Here is a 23,534-nt window from a genome sequence, read left to right as displayed (position 1 = left end):
AGTTTGCGAAGCAAACTACACTACATGAAAAAAAGAGAATTCGCATGGCAAATCATCACCTACAATCTTGAGAAGCTAAGTCAAAGCAGTAAATCTTTGCTTTACTGGCTCTGGAGAGCAATCACTTTGAACAAGCCCTCCCAATAGTAACATTTTTAAATAACTTTTGTTAGAGTAAAGAATATCACGTGAGGTGTAATATATGACAAATGATAATAATTTTGCATTAATTGCTCTTGTAGCAATTGTTGCAGTAGTAGGATTAGTAGGTCTTGTAATGATGCAAGGCGGAGCAAAAAACCTCCTCCCGACAATCGTTACAACAGAAGATAACCTAGCAGGAGACGTAAAAGCTATGGGTCGTATTAGTGATAGCGAATGTCAAGGACTATTAGATGCATGCAACACAGGATATCATCCAAGCACCTATAATGTCTACGATGCATTATGCAATTACCACATTGCTGAAAAATAAATCGTTGTATTTTCTTTTTCATTTTTTTAATCTGCAAATTAAGTAACTTTATAAAGCCCTTTCTGGTTCTAGCTACCATGGTTATGGCCCCATAGCATAGCCTGGATAGTGCGGCCGGCTTCGGACCGGCAGGTCGGGGGTTCGAATCCTCCTGGGGTCACCATATTCTTTCATCTCAAACAAATTCTGCAACTACACAGGAGGTCCGGAGTACAAACGACACTACCCCCTGGGTTCACCATATTCTTTCATCTCAAACAAATTCTACAACTACACAGGAGGTCCGGAGTACAAACGACACTACCTCCCGGGGTCACCACCTTTTTGGGTATTTTGAAGGGTTACGAAATTTTAAATATCAATTATACTTTCTCTTATTATGGTTCACTGGATTGTTAATTTGATTATTCTCGGATTCTTTCTTAATATATCTCTTTGGGGTGTTGTGTTTTTAGTGCGAACTTTAAAAAAAATTCAACATATTTCATCTAAGAATATTGAGAAAAACGCTCGTTTTGCAGAGAATGTATGGGCTGGGATTATTTCTGGAGCTATGCTTTTGTGTGGTCAGATTATTTATGGTGCTGTTCAATCTGTTAATTGGTCACTGAATTTTTCTTCTTTAAGCAATTTCCTTGTTGATATATCTATAACTTTATTGATGTTGGTATTTGTTGCTATTATCTTCTTGAATGTTTTTACTTGGTTATTTTACTCAGGTTTATCTAAGGATTAAGTTATTGTTCTTAACTAAAGTTAAATTTTAAATACATCTTCTGTTTTTTATCTTTTTATGACTCAATCGCCTTTGCAAATATTGCCTAATTTTGGAATAAAGAATGTTCAACAATTCATTTTATATGTTTCTACAACTATTTTTATGTTATCTTTATTTATTCCTATTCAAGGTTTAACTTTGAGTGTTGTTCAAAGAAAGAGTTTAATTATTACTGTTGTTAGCGCTATTGCTTGGTTTTTAAGGTCTTCTCTTTGGTCTTGGGTTAAAATGATTGATGATGATACTCGTAAAGGTAATCGTCACCCCTCTAAATCTGATGAAGATATGTTTATGTGGGCGTTTGGTATATTAAATACTCTTCATATTTTTATCGTTCTTGTTATTTTAGGGTCTTAACTTAGAGTTATCCTATTTAGTGTGAAAGGTTTATATAGTTCAGACTCGCAATATCATTATGGTTGCTTCAAAAAGTCTCATTATAATGATTATTTTGTTCAGTTCCTTCTTGTTATTAACTTCTTGCTCGTCTATTTCTTCAACTATTCTTAAAGAGGATACTTCTGTTTGTGATTCTAAGGCATCTCAATTAGTTCCTGATGAGGTGACTCTTTTTTATTCAGGGAATAATTGGTATTTTAAAGATTCAAAATGGTCTGATGGTTCTTCAGTTAAGTTTGCTGATTTAAAGTATTATCAAGGCAGTAAAGATGGTCAAAATGTGAATTATTTTTATCCTGTTGCCTACAATAGTGTTCGCGAATCTATGAATGGGGTTCCTGATAATTATGTTTCTTATTCTAAACGAATAGTTTCTGATGATGGTGTTATTTTAGGGTCTAATTATTTTAATGCATATTTGGTGTTAAAACCATTAGATTCAACTAAACGCTCAGGAGATTCTAGTGGTGTAGAATTATATGTTCAAGTGTTTGAAGTTGTAGATTTTAAGATTAGTGATTGTTCTTGGATAGAAGATGTAGATGCTGTTTATAATAAATCAATAAATCATAATTCTAAATTTGAAGAATATCAAGATTGCTATTCTATTTGTGTTGAAAATAATCCTGAAATGAATAATCCTTCATCGGAGCATCTTTCTGCTCTTCTAAAAAAAGTTTGTGAGGCTGAGTGTAAATAAAATGAAGTTACTTGTAATAGTCAGCTTTTTGCTTTTGGTTATTTCTTTAACTGCTTGTGATTTGATTCCATTAAATAATCAAATTGAAGATATTTCTCTTAATCCTGAATCTTATTTGAATCAAACAGTAAAAATTACAGGGAGATTAAGTTATCCTGAACCAATGAGATTGTATGATTTGGGAATTACAAAAAAATTAACTGATTCTAATGGCTTTTCTATTGAAATAAAACCTGATGTTATAAATGAGTTATATGACAGAAAAGAATATGTTGCAGAAGGAGTAATTAAATCAGTAGATGTATGTAAATGTGAATATCATTCACCTCATTTGTATGATGAAGATATTAAGTCCAAGGTAACCGATACAAACAAAACTGTTAAGTGTATTTCGGAAAGTTCACCTCTGTTCTGACCACGTTTAGGTCACATGCAGTTTTAAGCTTTATGTCGCAAGATTTCTCTTGACTAATTCTTTGTTTTAGGGAGTGTACCTGATGGGGCTTACTCACTCAAAAACATTTTCAATAATTTCCTTACATTTCAAGAGTTCTAAAGTCGTCATCGTTTAAAACTCAAGCTCGGAGAAGGTAATACAAAATTTTGTTGCAAATTCTTATTTTTGTCAAAAAGTCTAATTAATTAACTTTTTTTACAAAAAAATCACGAACTTATTTAATTTTACAGATTCAAAACAACTCTAAAAACAGAAGTAATCACTCCAAAAACAGAAGTTATATAAATGAGCTCAAGTATATAAACTACATGAAACCTGAAATGAAGATTTTTTTAGCTTATTTAACTAGTCGGAAATCTAAGCTTTATTTTAACGAATTAAAGGAATTAACTGGTCTTTCAGATAGTTCTTTAGATCATAATCTTAAAAAATTGGTTTCAAATAACATACTTTCAATTGATAAAACTAAATCTAATACATTCTACATATTAAAAAATAAACGATTAGTTTCATTAAAATTTTCCGAACTTTCACTTTCGAAATTTGATGATCTTAATCGCGGTGTTCGTGTTCCTCTTCAAAATTTTTTATCTAAACTTCCAAGAACTATTTTTTCAGTTGTGTTATTTGGTTCTGCTTCCAGAAAGGAGGAACAAAAAAATAGCGATATTGATTTGTTGATAATATCAAACGAAAAACCAAATCTTAATCCTTTAAGAAAAGATTCCGAAATAATTTCGAATTATCCACTGAATATTTTTTATTGTTCGATTCAAGATTTTATTGATACAACTGATCATATTGTTATACAAGCTAAAAAAACTGGTTTTCCTGTTTTTGGAGAGCAAAATTTTTATGAGGTATTATTAAATAAAAATAGTTGATTATTTTAGAAATGTTGATTTATTAGATAAAGAAGTTGATTTTTTTATTAAGAAAAAACAATTAAATAAAATATCTTCCAACCCTGAACTAGTTCAAGCATATTTAGCTAAGGCAAAACATAATTTGGAATTTTTCACATTAAATAAAGATAAAATTAAATTTAATGATTGGCTTATTGTAACTTTATATTATTCTCTTTATCATTGCGCTTTAGCTTTAGTTACCAATAAAAGCTTCATTTCTAAAAATCATACTGCAACACTCTTGTTTTTGATAAAAGAATATAACATCGATATTAAAGATGCAGAATTAATAAATGAATTATCTATAAATAAAGATGATGCAAAGTTTTATACAAATTTAAAGATCGATCGGCACAATGCAAGTTACGCAACAGAAATATTGTTTTCTAAAGATAAAATTGAAGATTATCGTTTTAAAGTTGTTGAATTCATGCAAAAGACTGAGGAGTTAGTAAAATAATTCTCATCTGCTTAAAATAAATCTCAGAGTATGTAATACTTTTGGCATACAATGTATACAAAACACTGATTTTGACTTTTAAGAGTCCAACTAACGTCCTTTTTGGACGTATCGCCTTCTAAATGCGCTATTCGTTTTAATACTTTTTAGGATTAAATCCATTACATTCTTGTGAACGCATTATTTCCTAAAAGAAATTAAAATTTCCCGCGTTTAACCATTTTAGAATAAAAAAATAATTTATTTAACAAAAAACCCTTTATTTAAAGTATAATGCAATGAATTATTTTTCCCGCGTTTAACAAGTTAAATTTATTTACTTTCCCTCGAAATGCAAACATTTATATATCTATATCGTTTAATTAATGTCATGAGATTGCTTGATCCCAAAAAACACTCTAAATCTCAAGTAGATAAGGCAGGTAATATTCTTTCAAAAGGACAACTCACTGAACTTGAACAAAATGAAGCTTTAGAAATTCTTAGTCATTGGAGAGGAATTCATAGTTATCCGCTACATATTTTCAAAAAGACTCTGAAAAATTATTCGGAATCTCTTGACAAAAAAGCAGTAACTGTTCAACGACTTAAACGCGTACCTTCAATTGTGAAAAAACTTAATAGAAAATATAATTCTCAAGAAGGAGGAATTAAACTTTCTAGGATGCAAGACATTGCTGGATGTCGTGCAATAGTCAAATCTATGAAAGAAGTTACTCAATTAAAAGAAAAATATCTTAACAGTAAATTAAGACATGAACTTGTCAAAGAATATGATTATGTTACTTATCCTAAAAAGGATGGTTATAGGAGTATTCATTTAGTTTACAAATATAAAAGCGATAGGGAAAGAAAAGAATATAATGGTCTTAATATCGAAGTACAAATAAGATCTCAATTGCAACATATTTGGGCAACTGCTGTTGAAACGACTAGTTTCTTTATAGGTCAAGCGTTAAAATTATCTGAAGGAGAAGAAAAATGGACTAAGTTCTTTAAACTTGTTTCTTCAGCATTCGCAAGAATGGAGAATTGTCCTTTAGTACCAGATACTTTTCTTAATGAAAAAGAATTATATTTACAAATAAAAAAGCAAGAAAAAGAACTTAACATAATAACTCGAATGAAGAAATGGAATGAATCTCTAAGACAATTCGAAGATTTAAAATCTGAAAAGCAAAAAGAATTCTTTGTATTAGAGCTTGACACTGTTCAGGAGAAAATAACCATTACTTCTTTTTCTAAACGAGAAGAAGAAAAAGCAATAAAAATGTATGCAGATGTAGAACGAAAAATTTATGGAAAAAAAGAATATGACGTAGTTCTTGTTGGTGCAGATAACTTAATAGAATTAAAAAAAGCATATCCTAATTATTTTGCAGATACTAAAGAATTTATAAAACTTCTAAATAAAATACTTGAGAAAGTTATTGTTTAAAATAGTATACAAATAAGTTTCTTTGCTTAAATTCATCTCAAAAATGTAATATATCTAGTATATAATGATTACAATCGTAAGAGTTTAAGAGTCCTTAAGACGTCCCGTTGGGCGTGTCGCCTCCTAGAGTCACCACTTCTTATTCTGCAAAACCAAACCTTCCTAAAACCAGGAAGGTCCCGCCATAAAAGAATGCTTTAAAAACGACCAATATGCGTTCTTAAAGCAATCCAAAATTATTTAAACCGCTAGCTACATAAATAGCAGTATAGCATTCATATGACAAGCGTGAAACCAATTTCAAATTCATCTATAAAACCAAATAGTTTTTCTACAAGTAATTATTTAAAAATAGTCCCTAAAGAAAAAATAGACTATAGTTTAGATACTATTGATGGTATTAAAAAAGTTAATGAAAAGCGCAAAGCGCATCAAGTACAAATCATGCAAGAACGTAATCAAGTACAATTGCGAAATAAGTTAATTGAAATATTTGCCTTAGATGAAAAAGCTAAACAGATGCAAAAACGAAAATTGTTTTCGGGATTTAATTTCTCGTTAACAGATGATGCTCAGACAGTAAAAAATAAATTCAAAGAAAGTGATGTATATCATAAAATAAGTAGGCTTAAAAAGAAAGAAAAAATAAAACCGCTTCTAGAACAGAGTATTTCATTTTCCACATTAGAAAAAAAATTATTTTCGTTACGCTTGCAAGGAACATTAAATAATGATACAATTCTTAAAACAGTTTTAGAAAAACATTATGGTAAAATAGATAAAATAAACAAAGGATATCATAGTCTGTTAAGTTGTGCTCAAGATAATGCCATTAAAGCAATTGATTTGTTAGTTAATAATCCTTTTTATGAAATTTCAACCACTAAAGAAGCTATCGAATATACCTATCTTGCAATTGCAAGCGGGAGTAATATTCCAAGCCCCATTTGGCAAGAAACTGCTTTACTATCGAATCATGTTGCAAATGAATTTGCACAAATCTATTTAGCTCAAATAAACAAAAATAATAATCAAAATAATAAAGAAGTAAAAAAACAAGCAAGAGAAAAAGCAGAAAATGCATATGGGGTTTTCATACCCCCAAAAAACCTTTAACGCATATCTTGCAACAATAATTAAGTCTTCATACTTAAAATTATAAAAAAATCTTAGACATAATTTTGGCCACACCCTAAAAAAAAGTATAACTTGGCAAAGATAAAAACTAATAAATTACTAGAATACAAAAAAAATATGAACAGCAAATTGATACCTTCTAAAGAACATTATTTTGAAATAAGTAAATAGTACAATAAGTTAAATCAAGACTCATCTAAAAACTATTTTAAATACCTATCCAATAGTTGAAAAAAAACTTCTTTTGTAACTGGCTTTGACAAATAATCAGTAAATAAATTATGTATTAAGTCATTATCTCGAAGAGAATACACATCTGCTGTACATGCAACAACAGGAATAGTTGTATTAAATTCTCGAATACATTTTGTTGCCTCAATGCCATCAAGTTCAGGCATTTTAATATCCATTAAAATAAAATCTAAAGATAATAACTGAGCCAAATCTATTGCTTCAAAACCAGTCTTTGCTCGGTGCAAGCAATAAGAACCATTTAAATACGCTGAAATGAGCAAATAATTGGCGTCTTCATCTTCTGCATAAAGAATTTTTTTCATTAAAAGAGCAAAAAACAAGTACACATATAATAATTTCTAAAAAAATTGAACAAAGTTGAAGCATATCCCATAACATTTATAAATGAATTTCTAACTATTTCCTTACCATGCATATCGGTATGATTATGGACGGCAATCGTCGTTTTGCTAAAAAACTCATGAAAGAGCCTTGGAAAGGTCACGAAAGTGGAGCTGATAAGTTTGAAAAGGTGCTCTTATGGTGTAAAGAACTTGATATTAAAGAATTAACCTTATACACCTTTTCTATGCAAAATTTTAATCGTCCAAAACATGAATTTGATTATTTAATGAATATTATTAGAAAAACATATCATAAACTCAAAGATGATCCTCGCATCACACAAGATGGAGTAAAAGTCCGTTATCTTGGTCGTTTAGATTTATTTCCTGAAGATATTCAACAGATGTGTCATGAATTAGAAGAGAATACCAAAGATAATAATACCTACATGCTTAATTTTTGTTTTGGTTATGGTGGTCGTGAAGAACTCGTTGATGCAGTGCATAATATCGCTCAAGACATTAAAGCAGGAAAAATTCTTCCCACACAAATTGATGAAGATTTAATTGATCAATATGTATATATGCCAGATAAACCTGATTTTATTATCAGAACAGGCGGTGATGTTCGAACGAGTAATTTTCTTATTTGGCAAAGCACGTATAGTGAATGGTTTTTCTTAGAAAAATTTTGGCCCGAATTAGAAAAAGAAGATATTATCAAATGCCTGAATGAGTTTAAAGCTCGTAATCGAACGTTTGGTAAATAAGTCTACATAGTAGTGTTTCGAGGTCAACAACAACCAAGCTTTATTGCTTCCTTTAGGCATCAAAGTATACTACTCACTTATGCAGATTTTCTTCACCATGTTCAAAAATATTCACTCACCATATTTCTTTAAATCCGTATTGTGAAACCCAGTTTATCTACTCCTAGTCACTCCTACTTGCTCACATTGTTCTTGTACTGGACAGGTTGAACATTTTGGGCTAATAGGCGTGCAATGATGTTGTCCAAAAGACACAAGCATCCAATTAATATCTAGCCAATAGTTAGAAGGTAATTTTTTTCGAAGAGACATTTCAGTTGCAAAAGGTGTTTTTGTTTTCACATAACCAAATCGATTCATGATACGATGTACATGAGTATCAACACATATTGCTGGTTTTTTAAAACCCACAGCCACAACCAGATTCGCTGTTTTTCTTCCCACTCCTGGCAACTTCATAAGTTCTTCAACAGTAGAAGGAATTATGCCATTGAATTCTTTTTCTAAAACTAAAGGAAGCTCTTTAAGTTGCTTTGCTTTGTTATGATAAAAACCAACTGGATAAATAAGTTGTTCAATTTGTTTCAGAGTTAATGTTTCAAAATCATCTACAACTTGAACTTGAGTAAATAAATTAGTAATAATACGCGTTACTGTTTGATCTTTTGTTCGTGCTGAAAGAATAGTAGTTACTAAAACTTTAAAGACATCATCCGTTCGCTCGTTAATAAGTTCTACAACTGGCGTTGGTAAGTTTTTTACATACCTTCGTAACGTAGTAAATAAAACCGCGAATGTGTCTTGGTTCATTCTATCATATCAACCATAAAAAAGCTATAACAACGCTCTTGACTATAATAAATTATTTCTTGTCCGTCACAAGTAAAAACTAATGGTTCAACAGGGAGTTTATCGCAAACATTTGGATTAAATTCTATGTATGCTTGTTGCTCAAGTTCAAAGAATGCTTGTTCTTCTTTTGTAAACCGTCCCATACAATAGTCATTTGCAAGATTTTCTTGTAAATGTTCAAAAACACCTTTTTCATCAGCAGACCCCTCATCATTTGTTTCATTCACAAAGTCAACTTTATGTAAGGTTCCTACTTCTTGGTTTTGTAAATGATCATACACACCATCTTCTATATCACAAGCAGTAATAAAAAATAGACAGACAATAAGGAGCAAAAAAAGGTTTGTGATAAATTGCATAGAATAGTACTTTGAAGTGTTATAATATAAAAATATTACGATAAAAAGGCTTTGTCTAAACATATAAATCTCATACTGCCTTAACGAATTCTTAAAAAAAATCAAATTATAAAGAAACAAAATAGTAAAACATAAAGAAAAACCCTTTCAAAATTTGTTTGTATAAACAAATAAAAAAATAGTAAATAAGAGAGGTTTATAAAGGAGAAGTCCTATTAAGCAGCATATGACTTCCAAAAGTGCAAAAAAACAAGAAAAGAAATTACGTGTAATAAAAAGCACTAGCAACAAAACCAAAACAACAAAAACTACTAAAAAAAGAAGTACTACAAGAAGTCCTACTAAAGAAAAAAAAGCACAAACACCTAATGCTAAAAAACAACCAATTCAAACAAAAAAAATAAGAAAAATAAAAAAACCATCAAAAAAACGTTTAACAAAATTTTTTATTATCATTCCAATAGCAATAATTCTTTTTCTTATACTATTCTATATTATCTCAATTAATGTTAAATTATTATTTGATACAGAAACACATATCGCCGTATCACCGTCTATTAAACATATTGCCGCTGTTGAAAAAATCCCTCCCAACATTACATTTACAACAACAGTAAAAAAACTTGCTGTGTGCGATATTGTTTGTTCATTCACGCTTGAAGATGTTAGTCAAGGCATAGTTATTTCATCAGAGACTCGTTTATCAGAGAAATCTAGTCAAGAAAAATTCACTCTACCACTTCCAAAAGAAGTTGCTGGTCAAAGCATATTTTCCTATAAAGTAAATTGTACAACAACACAACGAAATATCTGTCCAAGTAAAGGAAAAACGTATGAACAAAGTGCTTTTGTTACGGTAAGTTATAATTTAAGCACCGAAGAAAAATTAGTACAAGATGTAACACAAAATCTAATAGAAAAATCTACAACTACATTTAACACCGTTCAACAGACCATATACTCGCTTAATGCAACTAACAAGGAGCTCTTAGCATACAGCGATGGAAAAACTATTCCTAAAGAATTATTTACTTCGCTTGCGGAATGGAAAACTAAACAAGAACAATTATTTTTAATATGGGAGCAAGGTGGTTTACAAGATAGCGAGTCCTTGGCAAAAGAACAACAAGCAAAAATAGCAACTATTGCAAAACAAACAGATTTTTTTATCAACAGCATTATTAATAATCGTATTTCGTTTAATCAAGCAATGTTATTTGCTCAAGAAATTCATACGCAAAGAAAAAATAATTCGGCAATGGCAAGTTATGTGCAAGCAGTCAATGCCAAAGCATTTAAAAAAATAAATTCTGCAAATAAAAGTTACGAATTGCTTCTTACGCAGTCAACAATATTTACACCAGAAGAATTACTCAAAGGTATGCAAACAATTAAAAGAGCAATAAGCGAATTAGAAGAAAATTATACCACGCTACAAAAAGAAGAACTAAAACAATTACAACAACTAAGTAGTCTGACGAATGTTACTGCACAAAAATATAATCTTTCAACAACTATTAATTCTTGCAGCGATATCTCTACTACATATGCAACGCTCTTGTCAGTTGTTATAGGTAATGATTCAACAATACTCACAGATCTTATAAAATTCAATAATACTTATTGTCAAGAGTTTAGTCCTGTAAATTTATTTAACGCAACACCATTACCAAAAATTGTAATTCAAACAATTAAAACAGAAAACCTAACGTTGCCCAAGCAACTTCCAGTGTGTTGTTATCAAGGAGATTGTCAAGCATGTAAAAGCACACCCCAACTACCAGTCATTTTAGTACACGGTCATTCATTTAGTAAATCAACAAGTCCTGAACTGGCGTTTACACGGATGGGTTTTATACAAAATAGTTTAGCACAAGATGGTTATGTGCATGCAGGAACACTTAATGCCCAAGCAGATATTGATTCTATTAGCGCTGGCGAATGGGGCAAAAGTAATAATCCTCTTGCCATAAGAGTAACGTATTATTATTTGAATTATTATGAACTTGGTCAACTCAGTTTTACTACAAGAAAAACTGATAGAATTGAAAATTATGCTATTCGTTTGAAAGAATCAATTGATACTATTCGTCAAAAAACTAACCAAGATAAAGTTATTATTATCGCGCATAGTATGGGCGGTCTAGTTACACGCAGCTATCTTGATTTGTTCGGAGAGGATGCCGTAGAAGTAGTTATCCTTTTAGGAACACCAAATCACGGTATAGAAGGCGATATTCGTAGACATTGTACGTTAACAGGTGCACAAAATGAATGCGACGATATGGAGTATAATAGCCCTTTCATTAAACGTTTAGAGTTGTTTACGCCAAGTACTACTGATTTTTACACCATTGCAGCTGTCGGTTGCCCCACTAAAAGCGAAGATGCAATAGAAGATGGTGATGGTGTTGTGCTTGCTCGTAGTGTTGCATTAGATTATGCCAAGAACTATCAGATAACAGGTACCTGTACTGATGTTTTACAAAAAAGTTTACACATGGATTTTGTTAATACAGAACTATATCCAGAAACATATACACTCATTAAACAAATTCTTAACAAATACACATCTTAAGGCGATGCAAGAATTTTAAGACATAATGTTGTTCACAGTTTCAGCACGCTTAATTAATATACAAAAACCTATACTAGAATATAAAAAGAGCGAAAAGTTTATAAATTACCTCTTTTATAAATGCTTTATAAGATGAACGATTACAGCCAATACAGAATTGAACAAGAACTGCGTAATTGTGGTTTTTCACAAGAATCAGTAAACAGCATCAAAGATACAACCATTATTAATCGTAATGGTGCACAGCACGTTATTCCTGCTACACAATGCCATCTAGATGAGAACCAAACCAAAACTACTGTTGTAGGTGAAGAAGCAAGGCTTGCTCGTCAGCTAGAAGATCAACAGAACATGTTTAGCCGATTTAAACAATTTACTGATGGCCGTATCATGACTCTTGAGCGCGGTCTAACGACCGCTCAAGAAGTTATCAAAGATATGCAAAACAAACTTCTTACGTTGCAAAGTAATCAACAAGCCCAAGTAAATGCCGCTGCTCCCGTCAGGCAAAACCAAGCGCCCGCAACAGAAGCTATTGATAGAAATAACGTCGCGCCAGCACAAGTCCAAGTCGATAAGATTTTTTATTGTGGCGATTGCTAATCACACAGGTTTAATCGTACACAACCTTTTTTCTACTGCAAATAGCGTGCAAACAGTTACGCGTCAAAGCAGTTTAAAGAAGCATGTTCTAAGAAAGCCTATCAATCGTTATATTTAAGAATAAAAACAAATTTGTCTCATTTTATGATACGAAGTATGCATATTAATAAAATAATAAAAAAAGAAATAAAAAAAGAGAATCAAACAACTATAACACTATGCACCCCCAATAAATTTTTTGAAGAAATGCATAAATTGCCGTATACAACAAAATTATTAGTACAAGCAACCACACTAAGAACGCAACAAGAGTGGTTAAAAGCAAACGAAAACTATTTCTGGAACCAAATGCTCACAACAGAGAAGCTTAATGGAAATAAATGTAATGTCCTTGCTCAATTACCGTTGCATGAAGCAACAATGCTTGCCCAACGATACACAAATCCATTTCTAGAGCCAACTGTTTACGGCGTTGCTGTACAAAAAGAGACTACAAAAACACATAAACAACTCTTTGTTGGTAAAATCATGCCTGAACAAGAAAATCTTCCAACATGGACTTTTTTTGCAAAATATAATATACAAAAGGTTTAAACATGAGAATTCCATACAACTTTGAACTCTTCAAAGAGATACAACAATTAATCGGAAAAACAATACTGCCCGTGGACTTAGACTCTCAATTTAAGAAATATATGAAAGATAATATATCAACAAATTCTTCCTATCAAATAAAAGTGTTGTATAACCACGATAAAAAAGAATTTCAAGAAAATTATAGTTGCGTAGATAATCAAAAAGAATTGTCTTCAGAAATATTCTTTGCCACAATAAATGATATTATTCAAGAAGACAAACATACAATAGAAGCAATACATCTCCAAACACTAAAACAAAAAAAGAATAAGTATCATCATCTTGTTATTCGTTGCACACCTAAAACACCTGAAGAATCAACCATCACTGCAATGATGAAATACAAAACTAAAAACTAATAATTAAAAAAAGCAATAGAAAAAATAATTCCATCATATATATTCTTCAATATACATCTTCGTAATTAAGAGCATATAAGATAGTAATAATGGTCCAATAAAGAGTCCTAAAAGACCAAACACGGGAAGGCCCATAAAAACACCTATAACAGTAATAAGTGGATGTATTTCTCCAACTTTTCTTTGAATATATGGTCGGGTGAAATTATCTGCGCCACTAATAATGCTTCCCCAAATTAGAATTCCAATTCCTGCAACATAATTGTGTTGAACAAAAATTTGAATAAGACCTGTTGGAATCCAAATAACAGGTACGCCAATTACAGGTAAAAAAGAAATAAGTACTGCTAAAAATCCCCAGAACAGCGGATTAGGTAATCCAAAGATTAAAAATCCCAAGCCTAAAAAACAGCCTTGAAATATAGCTATAAGTCCTGTTGAGACAATTGTTGCTTTTGTAACCTTTTGAAATTCATCAACTAATCGTTCTGCATTTTTTTTCCTAAACGGCAAATAGGTATAAAGTTTTTTATGTAAATTATCTGCGCCAGTGAGTAAGTAAAAAAGGACAAAGAATAAAACAATAAGAGATATTATTAATTTAGTTATGCTGCTAATCATATTAAAAAAGAAATTGCTAATTGTTGTTGTAACATTACCTAATTGCTCTGAAGATAAATCTATAGAATCTAAACCAGGAATATATTCTAGTACCGTATCTATTTGTTCTGCAATAACTGCTCGTTGAGAAACAAGATTTCCTACTTCATTAATTAAAAGAGTTGATGCAAAAGTTAGCGGTATAACAACAACTAATAAAACAGTAACAAGGACAAAACTTCCAGCAAGATTTTGTTTCCAACCTTTTCGTCGAAGATAGCCATAAAATGGTCGAAAGAGAAAATACAAAATAAATGCGCCAAAAAAAGCGTTCACAAAAGGTAGGAGCGCATAGCCTACAAAACCAAGCAAAACTACAAGAAGAATGGTTGCAAGTGTTTTATTCAGCTTACGAGTATCTGTCAATCCCCACCTCTCAAACAGAATACACTAATTCGACATTCTGTACACTTCTTTTACTAGAAATCTAACTTTATAAATATTGTGTATACTTGAATGAAAAAAGAGCTTAGAACAAAGACTACAAGGCCGCCTTAAAGAAACAAATAAGTTTTTAGACGATCATAAAATTTAACTTTTCTGAATTTTGGGATATGTGCCTGTAGGCATAAAGACTTGACTAGACTTTACAGCAACGCCTCGCTCTTTTGTCACCATATCTTTAGAAATCATTTTAGACATGCCAACAGCAATAAGTTCTCCTTTGAGTGTTTTTATTGCTACGGGTTCTTCAACTTGTATTTCGCTTTGAACTTGTGCTATTCCTGGAACTTTTAAAGTTGCTCCTTGACAAATGGCATCAACAGTTGTGTCTGCTACGTAAATGGAAGGTAAATGCGAAACACCCATTTCAGGTGTTTGAATAAGTGTACGTAGTTTTGTTTCATCATTATTCTCTTTGTAATAATGAAATGCATCGGTTAAGTCTTGAAGAGTACATAATTTGGTTGTTTCATTAAATGGTCCTGCTTTTGTACGTCGAAGTTCTGCCATGTGCGCGCCACTCCCCATAGCCAGGCCGATGTCGTGGCAGAGTTTTCGGATATAGGTGCCTGCTTGACAACCCACTATAAAAAGTACGTCTTGTTTGTTAATTTCTAAAATTTCTAAATAGTAAATTTTTCTATATCGTTGTTGTCGTTTTACGGCGGATTTTACAGGAGGAAGTTGTTTAATTTTCCCAATGAATTTTTCAGAAATAACTTTTCGAAGCTGCTCTTCTGCAAAAGGTTCATGAATGTGCATGAGGCACACATATTCTTTTCCTGCTGTAAGAAGTGATTGTACTATTCGTGTTCCTCGTCCAATTGCAACGGGCAAAACACCTGTAACTTTCGGATCAAGCGTTCCACTATGGCCTGATTTATTTATACCTAAAATACCTTGTACAAATGAGCTAACTTGATGACTTGTTGGACCTGCTGGCTTATCAATGTTTACCACACCATAATTAAGCAGTTCTCCTATTGGCCTCTTATCTGGTTCAGAACCAAACTTCTCACTCGTCTTAATGTGTTGTCGAGTAAGTAATTCTCGCTTAATTCGCTCAAACGGTAAATCTCCCATAAAAATAAATAATTCGTAATGCTTTTTAAACCTATTTAATAGCAAGTGTGCTCGGACTTTTTCGCCCAACACTTGGCCCATCAGCAACTATAAACCCTGCTCGCTTCATATTTTCTCGTACGTGTTTAGCGCACGAGTATGTTGTTAAGCTGCCTCCCCGAATCATCTTGCTATACACTAATGTAAACACTTCTGCTGTCCAAAGTTCTGGTTGTTTTTTTGGGCTAAAGGGATCAAAGAACACAACGTCCACTTCGCCATTTACGAGGCGCTGCATTTCTTCTCGAAAGTCGCCTTTAAAAAGTGTTGCAGAAAGTGTTTGATCTTCATAGCGTCCTCTATCAAGTAATTGTAATATCTTAAGCATGCTCATGCGATATTCTTTTGAAAATGCAATGCCATGAATTTGTGCTAAAATATCTTCATCATTTTCAAAGACAAAGAGCGTAACATGGCAATCAGGGTTCGCTTCCCAAATTTTAGTGAGTGCGACAATGGAGTTATAACCCAGACCAAAACAGACATCTGCAATAACAACTTCTGAGCTTGCTGTACCAAACTTAATAACTTCTGAAGGAATAACATGCTTTTGAAGTGCTTCTTCTAGAGCGCCTGTTGTTGTGTGGTAGTGTTCATCTACGTCTGCATTGTGAAACGTAATTGAACCGTCATCAGTTACGACTTTTGTTAGCTTGCTCATAAGAAGAAAATAACATGGTGCGAGTTATAAGGTTTTTGCCCGCTGTAGTGCTACACCGCCGTATTGCAGCTTCGCTTGGCAAAATGCTACTGCAAGCCAGCTCTATTTCGAAAATAGTTATTTTTCGAAATCTGACTTGCTCATAAATTCTGTAAGGTAGCAATACAGCCGTGTTGTTTAGAAAAAGAAAGTAATGACCTGGGCTATAAGATAAGCAGCTAGTGTGAGCGGTATAAAAAAGAAGTAGCGAAGTAAGAGTTCTTGCATGATTACGTTGTGCGGATAATGCTTTCCCGAATGTCGATGATGGGCTACGTGCGGGTGAACATCCTTGACTTTTTTCCCTTTCTTTTTCTTTTGTGGTTTGGTGTGCAGTGAATAAAAAAGTCCTCCCGCAAAGAATCCAAAAATAAAAAGGATGAGCGTCATGTAATAATGCAGCACAGGAACAAGGGAGGTCATCACAAAAATAAGGGCGAAGAAAATATAATCAAGAACATTATGGTCTTTTTTCTCCCAAAACATCCATATAAAGACAAAAGTTAGGAAAAGAAGCATAATAACAATGAGTAGGGGAAAGACTGCAAAGAGTAAAAGAAACGAAATAATAATAGATAACAATTGTAAGAAAGGTAAAAAGTGTTTCACTTGATGTAGTTTTTCACGAATAAGTTCAGAAAACAATCCTCCAAGTAATAGGCCAAGAAATGCGAGTAATACGGTAAACAAATAAGTTAAGATGTCCATTTTAGATTATCGTCCCATTGCAAGCTAGCGTATCATTAAGCATGAAATCATCAGTTCCTATTCCAGCTTTATTACCGCCTGTTATTGGTACAGGAACAAGATTACCATTTGCATCTTCAAGATAAATGCAATAACTACCCATTAAACCTAATTCGTCTAATTGGGCAGGCGTTTTTTCAGCAAGTGCTCTAAGACGAGCTTGATCTATTTCGCCATTTTTAAGAATACAAAAATTACTTGGAGATATATCGCAATTAAGTAAATGAGAAATCGCTTTTGCCTCTTCTTGGAGACTTTCTGCATCTGTGGGATTTTGTTTATCTGCCAAAAATGCATAAAATATTCCTATAACCACAATAAAAATTACTACAGCTATAAGTAAATCAAAAGACCATGTTTGACCTTTCCTACGAGCACCAAAGTTCATCATCTTAACCTCTTATTACAACACATTTTTAATTGTTGGGTTTAAAAGCATTTCGTCTTAACAGCACCGAAAACCTCTAGGACACAAAATCAGTAAAGACACAAAAATATTTATAATAATTTAGCAATCTTTATAAATAAAAGCTGTAAAAAACGAAATATTTATAAGTATCTCTCAATGTATTTCTTTAAATATAGCCATTTCACTAGTCATATTCGTGCTATTCATGGTATTAAAAGGGGGGACAAACTATGCCATCATTTGTAAAACGCTGCCCAGAATGTGGTAGCTTAGATCTACATTATAACAAAGATAAAGGAGAAATTATCTGTAAAGATTGCGGTCTTGTCATTGAAGACAAGATGGTTGATTTTGACCAAGAATGGAGAGAATTTGACAGCGAAGCTGCAGCTCGAAAGCGTCGTACCGGCGCACCTATGACCTACACTCAGTTTGATCAAGGTCTTGGAACTGATGTTGGCCGAAAAGCCGATCTCTATAAGTTTGGTGGAAAGACCAAAAACAAATTCTTCAGATTACGTAAATGGCAACAACGAATCAGCACTGCTATTGAGCGTAACTTAAAACTTGCATTATCCGAGCTAAAAAGAGTATCATCCTATTTACGATTACCTGGTTCTGTTGAAGAAGAAGCTAGCCGCATTTACACACTCGCTGTACAAAAAGGTTTAGTTCGTGGACGAAGTATGGAAAGCGTTGTAGCTGGAGCACTCTATGCTGCTTGCAGGCGTCATGACGTTCCTCGTACACTTGATGAACTTGGTGAAGCCTCAGGTATTGAAAAAAAAGAAATCGGCCGGACATATCGTTTCATCACTCGAGAACTTGGCATTAAAATTCTTCCTAGTAATCCTGCTGATTACATTGCTCGATTCGCAAGCGCACTAAAACTTTCTGCAGAAACACAAAGTCGCAGTGTTGAAATTATTGAAGAAGCACAAAGCGTAGAACTCACCAGCGGTCGCGGACCAACAGGAATTGCAGCGGCAGCTTTATACGTTGCAGCACTCATCAACGGAGAGAAGCGTACGCAACGTGAAGTTGCAGATGTTGCTGGCGTTACTGAAGTTACTATAAGAAATCGTTACAAAGAACTTCTCGAGAAACTTGAGCTTGAAAAAGAAATTAAAAAGATTAAGAAAAAAAGAAAGGATTAATCTTTTTAAAATTCATCCTAAAAAAAGGATAAACAAACGAAAAGAATAAACTTTTCGAAATTCATCCTAAAAAAAGGATAAACAAACGAAAAGAATAAACTTTTCGAAATTCATCCTAAAAAAAGGATAAACAAACGAAAAGAATAAACTGCAACTATTTCCTAGCGCTTTTCGCAGGGCATTCAAGTCTTCGACTTGACATGCACTATTGCTCGCCCGCGAAAACACTAAAAATGCAAAGCATTTTTGTGCACAAGAAATTAAAGATTTTTTTAGTGAATCGAAGATTTTTGGCGCACCAGTAAGCTTCGCTTACTTCATGTATGCGTAAATGGCCTTGAAAAAAGAAATCAAGAAAAAATAGAAAAGACACATTTATAAGTAATTATTCTTAAAAATAAATCATGAGTATGGGACATTCATTAGGAATTATTATTCTCTCGGCCGTTGCAATCTTTTTTGCAGGTAAATATTTTGCTTCTGCTTCATCAAGACTCGGTAAATATTTGCGCTTACCAGCATCTGTTAAAGCAGCAACGTTTGACGCAGTTTCTAGCTCTTTACCAGAACTTCTTGTCGCACTTTTTAGCGTTATTGCCTTTGGAAAATTTGAAGTAGGTATTGGAGCTATTACTGGAAGCGCTTTTTTTAATATTCTTGTTATTCCAGGGATTTGTGTTCTTGTCTCGCCTGTTGTATTCAAACTCAATAAAGATGTGTTAAGCCGCGATGCACTGTTTTATTTTGTCACCGTCATTCTTATGCTAAGTATTCTTCTCGCAACAAAAAATTGGGGCTATGCTGTTGCAATTCTCCTTTTAGGAACCTACGCCATTTACATCGCAATCATTAGTAAAGATACAAAAAAGTATCAAAAAAAAGAAAATCCAAAAAAAGAAATAATTAATCTTAAAAAAGAATTACTCATCGCCTTAGGAACGCTTGTTGTTATTGGTTTTGCATCGTTTTTCTTAACACAAGAAGCAATTCGTTTTGCAGAAGCAGTAGGTATTTCTCCACTCATCATAGGATTTACTATTGTTGCAAGCGCAACTTCATTTCCCGATGCAGTGATTTCTATAGTGAATGCAAAAAAAGGTTTACCTGATGATGCTATCTCAAATGTCTTTGGCTCAAATAATTTTAACATTCTTTTTGGTTTAGGATTACCTTTGCTTATCGCAACCATAATAAGCGGTCCAACTACAATCGTTTTTGATCATATAGAAATAATTATTGGTTTATTACTCACAACAATAATTACTTATTATTTTATGGCAAATGATAAAAAAATTTCAAAGACAGAAGGGATAATTTTACTTTTACTCTTTTGTATTTTTATTGCCTATGTCATCTTTCTCTCTTTGGCTGGATGATAAGACAAAGAGTTCTTGTGTTTCTTGATAGCGTTTCAGATGTAGTGCTAATCGTTCATAATCAATTATTCCTGTTAGAAGTTGTCGAATGATAGTGCTTTGTAAGTATTGCACGAATTGATTGATATTTTTTGGTTTTGCTGCATGACGCGCTCGCTCAAAATCAATGAGTACGGGCTCATTATTGTTTTGAACAATAATGTGTTTGTAAGGATTAGTAAGTTCATATTTATTAATTCCTGCTTTATCTAAGGTAAATAATTGCGTAAGAATTTTGTTAAGTACAATAAGGATTGTTTCTGGACTCGTACTAATATCTGCAAGAAAATCTCCGATTCGTTTTCCATGAATAAATTCCATAACAACATAATCATTGTCAGCGACAAATAGTTTTGGTCCAAGACGTAGTTTGTTAACTTTTTTAAGATAAGTTGCTTCAAGTCCCATTGTGTTTGGCGCTTCGCTGCTTGGTCGAGGAATTTTAACTGCGACATCTTGTCCTTTATATACACCCTTAAAGACTATGCCTCGTTTTCCTTGTGCAAGAACTTGCAATTCAGTCACATCTGCTGGAACAATCATAAGTGTATGTATTGAATCATTATCCGATGATAAAGAAGAATCAAATAATTTGTTTTTATTCATTGTAGTTTATACACCAAAAGTTTTTCAAAAAATAATTTTTGCTCACCTATTTGCTCGCAACTAAAACCAACTTCCTTTGCTGCTGCTCGAATTTTTTCAGTTGGGGCAAGGTCGCTTGTTAAAAGAAGAATGATACCGTTTTCAGCCAAGAACTGTTTTGCTTGAGAAATGAATCGTATTGCCGTCTCGTTACCTTCTTGTCCACCGTGAAGTGCTGGATCGAAGAGTTCTTTGTCAGCTGGCAAATAAGGTGTGTTAAATGCAATAACATCATATGGCCCACAAGGTGCCTTTTCAAACAAATCAGATAAAACTATATCTGCTTGGACATCTTCACTGTTTAAAATTTTAGTAACTTCTGCTATTGCTTCTGGGTTAATATCAACAAACGTAACACCCATCCCCTTTTTCTGTGCTGTAAAACCTAAGAATCCATTACCGCAACCCATATCAAGAAATTTCATACGAACAAGAGCTTCGCCTCGAGCCTCTTTATCTTGGAGTTGCTTTTCCAAAATATCTCGAAGAAGATAGCTGTCATCATCTGGTTCATAGACTGGCGTTGTCATAAGTAAGAGCAAATCAGACTTCGTTTAAAAAGCTACTGCTTCAATAAGAATCTATTTTCCAGTAGAACCTAAACCACCTTCTCGCCCTGCTTCAAACACATTATCATCGTCTGCAAGAAGTACTGGTAAAAAGAATGCTTGACAAAACCTATCGCCTTGTTTAATAACAAAATCTTCTTTTCCTTCATTCGCAAGAAATACAAATATTTCTCCTTCATTATCTGAATTATTATAATAATCTGGATCAACAAGTGCGATGTTATTTGCTAGCGTTATTTGGTATTTTGTTCCCAGGGAGCTTCGAGTAATAATAAAAAGTCCTTCGCCGAATTGAAAAAATGCTTTCACGCCCGTAGGTATTTTCACTTTCTCGTTTGGCTTTATCACTACATCTAGTGGGCTAAAGAAATCATAGGCTGGAGATCGTTTGGTCATACGCATAGGCAGTTGATAACTAGTATCGCCAACCACTCTACTAACCAGTTCAAATCCTCGTTGTTTCATAACTAACACCAAATAATTTAAGAAACTAATTTAAGATAAGAATTCTTCATCAATTCGTTGCATATACTCTCTTGTTCTATCAAGAATTGATTGTAAATAATATCGCTCAAGTTTCTCAGCAAATATTTCTGTGAATAAACTATTTTCTGTAATGCGATAAGTTGATTTGACTTTTTCAATTAAAAAAAGTTCTCGACATCGAAGTAATTGTCGTCTAATATTTGATGGAGCAATGCCTAGTAAAGGTACGCCATGGTTATTTCGGTTTTCAATTACCTTTTTTTCCACTTCTTTACTAGAAAGTGCATTTTTCTCCATTAACATTACGTGAAGTACATCAACAACAACATCTCGAGAATCTCCTGGCTGAAGTAAGCCTAGCGTTAAACAAAGTTTTCGTACAAGTTCTCTACCTGTAAATGTTTGTGGTTTCTCATACTTACGCAGAGTTATTTCTGCAAGTGGTGTATCTTTTGCAATAGTAGGTTGCGTCATTAATATTTTTCCCCCAACAAATCAAAAATCATTCCCCGTAATTTTTGAAGTCATTAAATCCAGCTACACAATCAAAAGACGCGAGCGACTCAATAACAATTAAACACATTATAAAATATTTTTACAACTACTGGTTTAAATATGTTTGTTTTTTGACTAAACAAATTGAGCAAAAAATTAAAGACATTTAAAAAACATCTTGCTTTAATACTAAGCAAATTCCTTAACTGTTCTAAATAAACCACAATAAAAACAATAAATGAGCTGTAAAGAAAAAAGAACATATACTGTACAACTAATTATGCAAAGCAAGAAAAATACCACATAATAAGTTAAAAACTTCTAAAATACAGTAATTTTATATACCTAAAATATTTTTTGCATTCCATGTTTGACTTAATGATTGATCCGATTCTCATTCATTTAGATTTTATTAAAGAAGGGTTCGGTATTCGTTATTATGGATTAGTATATGCTTTAGGGTTCTTGTTTGCATATTTTTATCTGCGTTATCAAGCAAAACAAAAAAGACTTAATCTAACACTTGAAGAAACAGATACATTCATTATTTATGCTATTCTTGGCGGCATTATTGGTGGTCGAGTGGGAGAATTCTTATTTTTTCAAACAGACGTATTGTTTTCAGCACCCTTAGAGATGTTTAAAATCTGGCAAGGAGGCATGAGTATTCATGGCGGCATGATTGGTTTTGTGATTGCAACACTGCTCTTTGTAAAGAAACATAAGAAGAAAGTTCGTTTCTTTGAAATTACTGATCACATTGTTATTCCTGCATCGCTTGCATTGTTTTTTGGTCGTATTGCAAACTTTACCAATGCTGAGCTTTGCGGTCGTATAACAAATGTTCCTTGGGCAGTAAATTTAAACAACCCGCCTGCTTGCGATGGCTATCGCCATCCCTCGCAATTATATGAAGCATTAAAAAACATAACAATGTTTATCATCCTCCTTGTCAATGATAAACAACAACGACTCAAGAACAAATATCGCGAAGGCTATGCGACATGGCTCTTTTTATTCATGTATGGCGTCCTAAGAATTATCACCAACATTTGGCGTGACGATGCAGTATGGTTTTTTGACATCCTGTCAACTGGTCAAGTTCTCAGCCTTCTCATGGTCTTAGGTGCAGGCTACATTCTTGTTACAAAGTATTGGTTCCCTAAAACGAAGAGCAAGAAAACATAGACAAGCGTTA

Annotated in this window: 29 protein-coding genes and 1 tRNA gene; 18 read left to right on the top strand and 12 right to left on the bottom strand. The window is 32.9% G+C overall.

Going from position 1 to position 23,534, the window contains the following annotated elements:
• The first annotated feature begins 202 nt into the window (after positions 1-202).
• From K9M74_04260 to K9M74_04215, 10 genes are all read left to right on the top strand, one after another.
• Complete coding sequence (locus K9M74_04260) at positions 203-475, top strand: hypothetical protein (GenBank protein ID MCF7799093.1); 273 nt, start codon at positions 203-205, stop codon at positions 473-475.
• A gap of 85 nt (positions 476-560) precedes the next feature.
• Positions 561-638, top strand: a tRNA-Arg gene (locus K9M74_04255).
• A gap of 216 nt (positions 639-854) precedes the next feature.
• A complete protein-coding gene (locus K9M74_04250; GenBank protein ID MCF7799092.1) occupies positions 855-1,211 on the top strand; it encodes a hypothetical protein in 357 nt (118 codons plus the stop codon).
• 57 nt (positions 1,212-1,268) lie between these two features.
• A complete protein-coding gene (locus K9M74_04245) occupies positions 1,269-1,610 on the top strand; it encodes a hypothetical protein (GenBank protein MCF7799091.1) in 342 nt (113 codons plus the stop codon).
• Positions 1,611-1,668: 58 nt separating this feature from the next.
• The gene (locus K9M74_04240; GenBank protein ID MCF7799090.1) at positions 1,669-2,352 is read left to right on the top strand and encodes a hypothetical protein; all 684 of its coding nucleotides are present in this window, start codon (positions 1,669-1,671) and stop codon (positions 2,350-2,352) included.
• A gap of 1 nt (position 2,353) precedes the next feature.
• Positions 2,354-2,767: a hypothetical protein gene (locus K9M74_04235; protein ID MCF7799089.1), complete on the top strand. Its 414-nt coding sequence runs from the start codon at positions 2,354-2,356 to the stop codon at positions 2,765-2,767.
• A 350-nt stretch (positions 2,768-3,117) separates the two neighbouring features.
• Entirely contained in the window at positions 3,118-3,693 is a 576-nt protein-coding gene (locus tag K9M74_04230) for a nucleotidyltransferase domain-containing protein (protein ID MCF7799088.1), read from the top strand.
• 124 nt (positions 3,694-3,817) lie between these two features.
• The gene (locus tag K9M74_04225; GenBank protein MCF7799087.1) at positions 3,818-4,177 is read left to right on the top strand and encodes a DNA-binding protein; all 360 of its coding nucleotides are present in this window, start codon (positions 3,818-3,820) and stop codon (positions 4,175-4,177) included.
• A gap of 370 nt (positions 4,178-4,547) precedes the next feature.
• Positions 4,548-5,615: a RelA/SpoT domain-containing protein gene (locus K9M74_04220; protein MCF7799086.1), complete on the top strand. Its 1,068-nt coding sequence runs from the start codon at positions 4,548-4,550 to the stop codon at positions 5,613-5,615.
• Positions 5,616-5,894: 279 nt separating this feature from the next.
• Positions 5,895-6,731, top strand: a complete 837-nt coding sequence (locus K9M74_04215) for a hypothetical protein (GenBank protein MCF7799085.1) — start codon at positions 5,895-5,897, stop codon at positions 6,729-6,731.
• Positions 6,732-6,955: 224 nt separating this feature from the next.
• Here K9M74_04215 and K9M74_04210 read toward each other — a convergent pair whose 3' ends face one another.
• Positions 6,956-7,309 (bottom strand): response regulator, encoded by a 354-nt coding sequence (locus K9M74_04210; GenBank protein MCF7799084.1) that lies wholly within the window; start codon positions 7,307-7,309, stop codon positions 6,956-6,958.
• 107 nt (positions 7,310-7,416) lie between these two features.
• On the opposite strand from K9M74_04210, the gene uppS reads away from it, so the two are divergent.
• On the top strand, positions 7,417-8,100 hold the full coding sequence (uppS, locus tag K9M74_04205) for a di-trans,poly-cis-decaprenylcistransferase (protein ID MCF7799083.1): 684 nt from the start codon (positions 7,417-7,419) through the stop codon (positions 8,098-8,100).
• A 153-nt stretch (positions 8,101-8,253) separates the two neighbouring features.
• Here the strand turns inward: uppS and K9M74_04200 are convergent, their stop codons facing one another.
• Together K9M74_04200 and K9M74_04195 are read right to left on the bottom strand one after the other, a co-directional pair.
• Positions 8,254-8,910, bottom strand: coding sequence for an endonuclease III (locus tag K9M74_04200; protein ID MCF7799082.1), 657 nt, complete (start codon positions 8,908-8,910; stop codon positions 8,254-8,256).
• Positions 8,907-9,311, bottom strand: a complete 405-nt coding sequence (locus tag K9M74_04195) for a hypothetical protein (protein ID MCF7799081.1) — start codon at positions 9,309-9,311, stop codon at positions 8,907-8,909. Before K9M74_04195 ends, K9M74_04200 begins: the two co-directional genes overlap by 4 nt.
• 226 nt (positions 9,312-9,537) lie before the next feature.
• On the opposite strand from K9M74_04195, the gene K9M74_04190 reads away from it, so the two are divergent.
• The 4 genes from K9M74_04190 to K9M74_04175 all read left to right on the top strand — a co-directional run bounded on the left by K9M74_04190 (position 9,538) and on the right by K9M74_04175 (position 13,487).
• Positions 9,538-11,889: an alpha/beta fold hydrolase gene (locus tag K9M74_04190; protein ID MCF7799080.1), complete on the top strand. Its 2,352-nt coding sequence runs from the start codon at positions 9,538-9,540 to the stop codon at positions 11,887-11,889.
• 132 nt (positions 11,890-12,021) lie between these two features.
• Positions 12,022-12,492 carry a hypothetical protein gene (locus K9M74_04185; GenBank protein ID MCF7799079.1) on the top strand — a complete coding sequence of 157 codons (471 nt, stop codon included), beginning with the start codon at positions 12,022-12,024 and terminating at the stop codon, positions 12,490-12,492.
• Positions 12,493-12,636: 144 nt separating this feature from the next.
• The gene (locus tag K9M74_04180; GenBank protein MCF7799078.1) at positions 12,637-13,086 is read left to right on the top strand and encodes a hypothetical protein; all 450 of its coding nucleotides are present in this window, start codon (positions 12,637-12,639) and stop codon (positions 13,084-13,086) included.
• 2 nt (positions 13,087-13,088) lie between these two features.
• Complete coding sequence (locus K9M74_04175; GenBank protein MCF7799077.1) at positions 13,089-13,487, top strand: hypothetical protein; 399 nt, start codon at positions 13,089-13,091, stop codon at positions 13,485-13,487.
• Between the two features lie 33 nt (positions 13,488-13,520).
• Here K9M74_04175 and K9M74_04170 read toward each other — a convergent pair whose 3' ends face one another.
• The 5 genes from K9M74_04170 to K9M74_04150 form a co-directional block, all read right to left on the bottom strand.
• A complete protein-coding gene (locus K9M74_04170; GenBank protein MCF7799076.1) occupies positions 13,521-14,513 on the bottom strand; it encodes an AI-2E family transporter in 993 nt (330 codons plus the stop codon).
• A gap of 165 nt (positions 14,514-14,678) precedes the next feature.
• Positions 14,679-15,674, bottom strand: a complete 996-nt coding sequence (locus tag K9M74_04165; protein ID MCF7799075.1) for an RNA-guided pseudouridylation complex pseudouridine synthase subunit Cbf5 — start codon at positions 15,672-15,674, stop codon at positions 14,679-14,681.
• Between the two features lie 31 nt (positions 15,675-15,705).
• Complete coding sequence (locus K9M74_04160; GenBank protein MCF7799074.1) at positions 15,706-16,374, bottom strand: hypothetical protein; 669 nt, start codon at positions 16,372-16,374, stop codon at positions 15,706-15,708.
• A gap of 177 nt (positions 16,375-16,551) precedes the next feature.
• The gene (locus K9M74_04155) at positions 16,552-17,121 is read right to left on the bottom strand and encodes a hypothetical protein (protein MCF7799073.1); all 570 of its coding nucleotides are present in this window, start codon (positions 17,119-17,121) and stop codon (positions 16,552-16,554) included.
• Position 17,122: 1 nt separating this feature from the next.
• Positions 17,123-17,551, bottom strand: a complete 429-nt coding sequence (locus K9M74_04150; protein MCF7799072.1) for a hypothetical protein — start codon at positions 17,549-17,551, stop codon at positions 17,123-17,125.
• Positions 17,552-17,799: 248 nt separating this feature from the next.
• Here K9M74_04150 and K9M74_04145 point away from each other — a divergent pair, with 248 nt between their 5' ends.
• Together K9M74_04145 and K9M74_04140 are read left to right on the top strand one after the other, a co-directional pair.
• The gene (locus K9M74_04145) at positions 17,800-18,726 is read left to right on the top strand and encodes a transcription initiation factor IIB (protein MCF7799071.1); all 927 of its coding nucleotides are present in this window, start codon (positions 17,800-17,802) and stop codon (positions 18,724-18,726) included.
• Positions 18,727-19,130: 404 nt separating this feature from the next.
• Complete coding sequence (locus K9M74_04140) at positions 19,131-20,102, top strand: sodium:calcium antiporter (GenBank protein MCF7799070.1); 972 nt, start codon at positions 19,131-19,133, stop codon at positions 20,100-20,102.
• On the opposite strand, the gene K9M74_04135 is transcribed toward K9M74_04140, so the two are convergent.
• The 4 genes from K9M74_04135 to K9M74_04120 are packed head-to-tail and all read right to left on the bottom strand — an operon-like array spanning position 20,049 to position 22,315.
• Complete coding sequence (locus K9M74_04135) at positions 20,049-20,747, bottom strand: hypothetical protein (protein MCF7799069.1); 699 nt, start codon at positions 20,745-20,747, stop codon at positions 20,049-20,051. The genes K9M74_04140 and K9M74_04135 overlap by 54 nt on opposite strands.
• Complete coding sequence (locus K9M74_04130) at positions 20,744-21,316, bottom strand: methyltransferase (GenBank protein MCF7799068.1); 573 nt, start codon at positions 21,314-21,316, stop codon at positions 20,744-20,746. Before K9M74_04130 ends, K9M74_04135 begins: the two co-directional genes overlap by 4 nt.
• A gap of 51 nt (positions 21,317-21,367) precedes the next feature.
• Positions 21,368-21,820, bottom strand: coding sequence for a dUTP diphosphatase (locus K9M74_04125; protein ID MCF7799067.1), 453 nt, complete (start codon positions 21,818-21,820; stop codon positions 21,368-21,370).
• A 30-nt stretch (positions 21,821-21,850) separates the two neighbouring features.
• Positions 21,851-22,315 carry a hypothetical protein gene (locus tag K9M74_04120; protein ID MCF7799066.1) on the bottom strand — a complete coding sequence of 155 codons (465 nt, stop codon included), beginning with the start codon at positions 22,313-22,315 and terminating at the stop codon, positions 21,851-21,853.
• Between the two features lie 387 nt (positions 22,316-22,702).
• On the opposite strand from K9M74_04120, the gene lgt reads away from it, so the two are divergent.
• The gene (gene lgt / locus K9M74_04115) at positions 22,703-23,524 is read left to right on the top strand and encodes a prolipoprotein diacylglyceryl transferase (protein ID MCF7799065.1); all 822 of its coding nucleotides are present in this window, start codon (positions 22,703-22,705) and stop codon (positions 23,522-23,524) included.
• The last annotated feature ends 10 nt before the right edge of the window (positions 23,525-23,534 follow it).

The sequence above is a fragment of the Candidatus Woesearchaeota archaeon genome (genome assembly GCA_021734105.1).
Lineage (GTDB): Archaea > Nanobdellota > Nanobdellia > Woesearchaeales > SKGA01 > SKGA01.
This window is presented reverse-complemented; position numbering and strand designations above follow the sequence as displayed.